Consider the following 669-nt stretch of genomic DNA (forward strand, 5'->3'; position numbering starts at 1 on the left):
AATTACTAGACTTTTTGAAAAAGTTGATTATAAATAACTTAAAAATAAAATTATTAAGTGGAAAGCTAACAGATGAAAAAGAATATGCTTATTTAAAAGGTGTAGTTCCTAAGGGATGGGAAGGAACTGGAAAAACTTGGGATGATGTTCCGGGTTTAGGTGGAAGCACAGTAGCTCTTAGAATAGGATTTAGTAACAAAGGTAAAGGTCATGATGCAATAAACTTAGAATTACATGAAACAGCACATGCAATAGACCATATAGTATTAAATGATATATCTAAATCAGCACAATTTAAACAAATATTTGCTAAAGAAGGACGTTCTTTAGGGAATGTAAACTACTTAGGTGTATATCCAGAAGAATTTTTTGCAGAAGCATTTGCGTATTACTATCTAAATCAAGATACAAATAGTAAGTTAAAATCAGCTTGTCCACAAACTTATAGTTTTTTACAAAACCTAGCTAAATAGATAATTTAATAAATTTAAAATAAATATAAATTAAGAGATGCTATTGTAATAGCATCTCTTTTATATTGCGTTTAAAACTAATAAATTTTGTCTTATGTATAAACTGATAGAGTATCAATTACTACTCCTTATACAAGGCTTCAACATGTTTATTATGCATTTGAGTAATTATCGTAGGTATAATAGAAATTATTGA

At 27.5% G+C, this 669-nt stretch carries 1 protein-coding gene; it reads left to right on the plus strand.

Annotated elements, in window-relative coordinates:
• A partial coding sequence (gene zmp1 / locus K0039_RS20150; RefSeq protein ID WP_228106767.1) for an anthrax toxin lethal factor-related metalloendopeptidase occupies window positions 1-473 on the plus strand: 473 nt, incomplete at its 5' end.
• Window positions 474-669 lie beyond the last annotated feature (196 nt).

It is taken from the genome of Terrisporobacter mayombei (assembly GCF_020748465.1).
Taxonomy (GTDB): Bacteria; Bacillota; Clostridia; order Peptostreptococcales; family Peptostreptococcaceae; genus Terrisporobacter; species Terrisporobacter mayombei.